Genomic DNA, 6,004 nt, shown 5'->3' with positions numbered 1-6,004 from the left:
CTCTTCAATTAAAGTTTTGTTGAAACCCGAAGGTTTCGGCTCAATGAATTCTGATTTTTTGTTACTGCTTTCACAGCAACAAACTGTACATATTACTATGAACACTCATCACTTTCGTGATACAGAAAATATTGATTTAAATTTTTGACTGCCAACCCGAAGCTAATACTAAGAGCGAGCAGTTTCGATTAACTCAACACCTGTGAGTGTCCACACAGATTTGCTTGATAAATTGTTAAAGAGCGTTGACCATTCACTTACACACTCAGTGTTTTCAGCGGGTCAGGGCTGCGTATTCTACGCATTCCCATTTTTGCGTCAAGTAGTTTTTTCAACTTTCTCAACACACACCGTTTAGCTTGCTAACCGATGAACTGATTGGCTTTCTTTGCTTAACTTGCGTTTCGCTGTCTGCCGTGTCAGTGGATGCGCATTATAGGCAGCGAAACTTTTTCTGCAAGGGCTTTTTTGAGAATTTATGATCTTTTTTCAATACTTTCAGTTAGTCACACAATACCCACCATTTATCCTCAGAGTTATCCACAAAACTAGATGTAATGAATAAATTTTGCTCTTCTATATAAATGTTTATGCGCTGCTGATTGTGCTTCTGTATAGAGTGAACGGTAATCCTCTGAGCGAATGCAGTCATATGTGGCTAGGACTTGGTAGATATAAAAAGGCAACTTAGATAAGTTGCCTTTAGCGTTCGTTCTATTCTACTTGTTCAGTAGACTTAATCTGTGATGGAGCAGATTAATTTAACTTGCCGTGACATTGTTTATACTTACGGCCAGAGCCACAAGGACATGGATCGTTACGGCCCACTTTATCACCATCACGGATCATTGGTGTTTGAGCTGTGACGGCTTCAGATTCGTCCGTCCCAACTAATGATTCAGCGGCCGCATGTTGATAGTCGCGTTGGATCTTGGCGTCTTCTTCACGGCGACGCGCCTCCATCTCTTCTACATCTGATTGCGCTTGTACTTGCACTTTCGACAATACGCTTATGACGTCGTGTTTCAATGTATTGAGTAGCTGTTGAAATAGCTCAAAAGATTCACGCTTATATTCTTGCTTTGGATTCTTCTGTGCGTAACCACGTAAGTGAATACCTTGACGCAAATGATCCATCGCCGCTAAGTGCTCTTTCCACAGGCCATCGAGGGTTTGTAACATAACGGCTTTTTCGAACTGGCGTAGCACTTGCGCACCCACCATTTCTTCTTTCGCCTTATAAGCATCGGCCCATGAAGTAATAATCCGTTCACGCAGAGTTTCTTCGTGTAGATCGTCTTCTTTATCTAACCATTCCTGGATAGGTAACTTGAGCATAAACTCTTGGTTTAAACGTTGCTCTAAACCTGGAATATCCCATAGTTCTTCGACAGATTGCTGTGGAATATACTGTTCGATCACGGCACCAATCACATCGTCTTGGATGTTTTGGATGGTTTCTTCAATACTTTCAGCATCCATTAGCTCATTACGTTGGGCGTAAACCACTTGCCGTTGATCGTTAGCAACGTCATCAAACTCCAATAATTGCTTACGGATATCAAAGTTGCGTGCTTCAACTTTACGCTGTGCGTTTTCGATAGCACGGGACACCCATGGATGCTCAATCGCTTCGCCTTCTTCCATCCCCAGTTTCTTCATCATGCCAGAGACACGATCTGAGGCGAAGATACGCATTAAACTATCTTCCATTGACAGATAGAAACGTGAAGACCCCGCGTCACCTTGACGACCTGCACGACCACGTAATTGGTTATCGATACGGCGAGATTCGTGACGTTCAGTGCCTAAAATATGTAAACCGCCCGCAGCGACTACAGCATCATGGCGCACTTGCCAATCGGCTTTGATCTTGGCTTTTTGCTCTGGCGTCGGATTTTCGAGGGCATCGATTTCCATATTCCAGTTGCCACCAAGTACGATATCGGTACCGCGACCGGCCATGTTTGTGGCAATCGTCACAGCACCTGTACGACCAGCTTGCGCGACAATTTCAGCTTCTTTCTCATGGAACTTAGCGTTCAATACTTGGTGCGGGATCTTTTCCTGCACCATTAAGCGTGCTAACAACTCAGACTGTTCGATTGATACTGTACCCACCAATACTGGCTGACCACGTTCACGGCAATCTTTAATATCTTTAATGATAGCTTGATACTTTTCATTGGCCGTAAGGTAAACCAAGTCGGCCATATCTTTACGCACCATTGGACGGTTAGTCGGTACGACGACAGTATCTAATCCGTAAATATGTTGGAATTCGAACGCTTCAGTATCAGCTGTCCCAGTCATACCTGCCAGCTTCTCGTATTGGCGGAAGTAGTTCTGGAAGGTGATCGAGGCTAATGTCTGGTTTTCGTTCTGAATATGTACGCCTTCTTTGGCTTCAACGGCTTGATGTAAGCCCTCTGACCAGCGACGACCTGGCATTGTACGACCCGTGTGCTCATCGACGATAATAACTTCACCATCTTGGACGATATAGTCAACATCACGCTCGAACAAAGTATGCGCGCGCAGGGCTGCGTTCACATGGTGTAACAGAGAAATATTGGCCGCAGAATAGAGAGAGTCACCTTCGGCTAGCATGCCACGTTCAATCAGCAGGTTTTCTACTCTTTCTTGACCACGCTCAGTGAAATGAACTTGTCTGGCTTTTTCATCAATACTGTAGTCACCTTCACCCACAAATTCTTCCGTGTCTTCTTTCTCTTGACGGATAAGATTTGGGATAAGGGTATTAATCTTGGTATATAGCTCAGAGCTATCTTCGGCGGCACCTGAAATGATCAGTGGTGTACGTGCTTCGTCAATTAAGATTGAATCCACTTCGTCGATAAGGGCATAGTGCAATGGACGCTGCACGCGGTCCTGTGGCGAAAATGCCATGTTATCGCGCAGGTAATCGAAACCAAATTCATTGTTGGTACCATAGGTAATATCAGCGTTATAGGCAGCTTTCTTTTCTTGCTGACCAATGCCTGCGACGTTAATTCCAACGGTTAAACCAAGAAACTCAAACAGTGGGCGGTTATTCTCGGCATCACGACGTGCTAAGTAGTCGTTCACAGTAATCACGTGAACACCTTTGCCAGTCAGAGCATTAAGATAAGCAGGTAGGGTCGCGGTTAAGGTTTTACCTTCACCCGTACGCATTTCTGCAATACGATTGCTATCAAGCACCATACCACCGAGTAATTGCACATCGAAGTGGCGCATTTCAAACACGCGCTTTGACGCTTCACGAACTGTAGCAAACGCTTCAGCCATGATGTCATCGAGTGTTTCACCCGCAGCTAACCGTTCGCGGAATTCGGCAGTTTTTGCCTTTAACTCTTCATCGGTTAACTTTTCATAATCAGCTTCGAACGAATTAATCTTAATAACAACCTTTTGCAGCCCTTTAAGGGTACGGTCGTTACGGCTACCAAATACTTTTGTCAGTAATTTACCAAACATCTGAATCACTTATTCTCTGTGGGCCAAGTCCATGATGGAAACTAGAAGCCAATGTTTCAATTAACTTGCTTTGCGGTAGACAAACTTCTGTGGATCTATCTGCTGTCCGCCACGCAACACTTCATAATGCACATGGGCCCCAGTTGAGCGCCCAGTACTTCCCATACTGCCGATGGTATCGCCCTTTGCGACCACATCACCTACAGTTACTGACAAAGCTTTATTATGGCCATAGCGAGTACGTAAACCGTTACCGTGATCAATTTCGACCAACTCACCATAACCAAACATATTCCCAGCCCAAGTCACCACGCCAGCAGCGGTCGCAACCACTTTAGCCCCTTCTCGACCAGTAAAATCAATGCCTTTATGCACAGATCTGCGACCATTGAAAGGATCATTACGCAGTCCATAGGGCGACGATAACCAACCTTTATCGAGCGGGATACCTGATATATAACGTTCATCATCTATATGGTGGTTAGATGACACTGTTTCAAGTAGTGACAATTGAACATTATTATTGTCAATTCGTGACGCTAGCTTATCCATATCATCGATAAGCTGGCCAAGCTCGATGTTAGTGCCTAACTCACTTAACCCGCCCACACCGACTTCGGAGGAGAAATCAAAATCCTCAGCCAGTTTGTTTTGTTGAGCGACCTGTTGACCTAAAGCTTCGAGACGGGTGATTTTGGCTTGCATGCGCGCAACATGAGTCGCTAGCATAGCTAGTTGAGACTCTGTGGCACTTTTTAGCTCTAAGACTTGTTTCTTTTGTTGTTCACGTACTAGACGATCGTTATCGACACTAGCTTGCTGATTTTCAAATCGAGCAGAGTTATGTTGATAAATACTGGTCCCCGTGGCCAACAATAATATGGGAAGTAGCAACCAGCGTTTACTGGGTTGCCAACGCGTGACGCCATTCCGACCTTGAATAAATACTGTTACACTCATAGCCTAATTCAGCCATCTTATTATCATATGAAAAAGCCCCCTCAAGATCTCAGCCAATTACTACATCAATCAGGTAAATTACCTGACATCGCTGAGAAAGCGGAACTACTTTTATACCTGGATCAGCATGTGAAGCAAATTGTCGCAGGTCCTGTTGCGGAACAACTAAAAGTCGCTAATTTCCGCCAAGGTGTTCTTGTGATTGAAACCACTTCGGCAGCTTGGGCCGCTCGAATTAATTTCCAAAAGCCGAAGCTATTAGCACAGCTTCAAGCAGAAACGCTCCCAATCCTTACCGCAATTGAAGTTAAAGTCAACCCGAGATTAGCATTGTATGATGCAAAGCCTAAACAAGCGCACAAAGAACTGAGCCCTGCTGCCGCAGAACACATTGCTGCTCTTGCGGAAAATATTAGCGGAACACTGGGTGAAAAACTAAAACGGCTGGCCGCATTGGCCAGCCGTAATAAATAGATAAACCATTTTTAGGCAAATACAGCGCCACCAGGCACCGTAAAACTGACGGGAACATCGGCTTCTTTCTCAAAGCTGACCAATTCCCACGCGTCCTGTTGCGCTAGTAAAGCACGCACTAATTGGTTGTTCAGCGCATGTCCGGTTTTATACGCAGTGAATTCACCTAAAATAGCGTGTCCTGCGACATAGAGATCACCAAATGCATCTAAAATTTTGTGCTTAACAAACTCATCCTCATAACGCAGGCCGTCGGGGTTGAGGACACGATATTCATCAAGCACAACCGCATTTTCCATGCTGCCACCTAAAGCAAGGTTGTTCGCACGTAGATACTCAATATCACGCATAAAACCAAAAGTACGGGCTCGGCTGATCTCTTTCACGAATGCAGAGGTTGAGAAGTCCATCACCACATGCTGCTGACTACGAGCGATCTCAGGGTGAGCAAAGTCAATTTTAAAATTGACTCTAAAGCCTTTAAATGGCTTAAGCTCGGCCCATTTATCACCGTCTTCAACCCGCACAGGGCGTTTAATCTTTAAGTACTTCTTAGGTGCAGCTTGCTCTTTAATTCCAGCAGACTGTAATAAGAAGACAAATGGGCTCGCGCTGCCATCCATAATTGGAATTTCAGGCGCATCCACTTCGATTACGGCGTTATCTATGCCTAAACCCGCGAGTGCTGCAAATAAATGCTCAATAGTCGAAATTCGAATACCTTCGTCATTGACAAGAGCCGTGCACATCGTGGTTTCGCGAACTTGTTCTGCCTTTGCTGGAATAGCAACAGCAGGACTCAAGTCGGTACGCACAAGTACGATCCCTGTATTAACTGGCGCGGGCATAATGCTCAAGGTGACCTTATTGCCGGAGTGTAATCCGACTCCGGTAGTTTTCACCATTTTTTGAACAGTTCTTTGAAATATCATTCAGTTACCCGTTTAAATTTCTAGTATAGAGCTTAATATTTAGACACTCAGCGTGGGCAAAACGGCCGCACTGGTAGGACATGGTAACATAACTTATCCATGTCACACAAATGCAGCTATGTTGTGGTATTGCTCAACCGAACAACATCACCGCATAC

Annotated in this window: 4 protein-coding genes; 1 reads left to right on the top strand and 3 read right to left on the bottom strand. The window is 44.8% G+C overall.

The window, feature by feature from the left end; translation table 11 throughout:
• Positions 1-756: 756 nt before the first annotated feature.
• Both secA and L2744_RS15005 read right to left on the bottom strand, forming a co-directional pair.
• A complete protein-coding gene (secA, locus tag L2744_RS15010) occupies positions 757-3,480 on the bottom strand; it encodes a preprotein translocase subunit SecA (RefSeq protein WP_248992679.1) in 2,724 nt (907 codons plus the stop codon).
• Between the two features lie 60 nt (positions 3,481-3,540).
• The gene (locus tag L2744_RS15005; protein WP_248992674.1) at positions 3,541-4,440 is read right to left on the bottom strand and encodes a M23 family metallopeptidase; all 900 of its coding nucleotides are present in this window, start codon (positions 4,438-4,440) and stop codon (positions 3,541-3,543) included.
• Between the two features lie 27 nt (positions 4,441-4,467).
• On the opposite strand from L2744_RS15005, the gene L2744_RS15000 reads away from it, so the two are divergent.
• Positions 4,468-4,914, top strand: a complete 447-nt coding sequence (locus L2744_RS15000) for a DUF721 domain-containing protein (RefSeq protein ID WP_248992673.1) — start codon at positions 4,468-4,470, stop codon at positions 4,912-4,914.
• Between the two features lie 11 nt (positions 4,915-4,925).
• Here L2744_RS15000 and lpxC read toward each other — a convergent pair whose 3' ends face one another.
• Positions 4,926-5,846 carry a UDP-3-O-acyl-N-acetylglucosamine deacetylase gene (lpxC, locus tag L2744_RS14995; RefSeq protein WP_248992672.1) on the bottom strand — a complete coding sequence of 307 codons (921 nt, stop codon included), beginning with the start codon at positions 5,844-5,846 and terminating at the stop codon, positions 4,926-4,928.
• Positions 5,847-6,004: the final 158 nt, after the last annotated feature.

This window comes from Shewanella profunda (genome assembly GCF_023283765.1).
Classification (GTDB): Bacteria; Pseudomonadota; Gammaproteobacteria; order Enterobacterales; family Shewanellaceae; genus Shewanella; species Shewanella profunda.
Note: the sequence above shows the minus strand (reverse complement) of the source record. Positions and strands in the feature narration are given on the sequence as shown.

Bases quoted from the DNA above. Each gene is read 5' to 3' on its own strand.
- secA (WP_248992679.1), bottom strand. From the start codon at position 3,480: ATGTTTGGTAAATTACTGACAAAAGTATTTGGTAGCCGTAACGACCGT.
- L2744_RS15005 (WP_248992674.1), bottom strand. From the start codon at position 4,440: ATGAGTGTAACAGTATTTATTCAAGGTCGGAATGGCGTCACGCGTTGG.
- lpxC (WP_248992672.1), bottom strand. From the start codon at position 5,846: ATGATATTTCAAAGAACTGTTCAAAAAATGGTGAAAACTACCGGAGTC.
- L2744_RS15000 (WP_248992673.1), top strand. From the start codon at position 4,468: ATGAAAAAGCCCCCTCAAGATCTCAGCCAATTACTACATCAATCAGGT.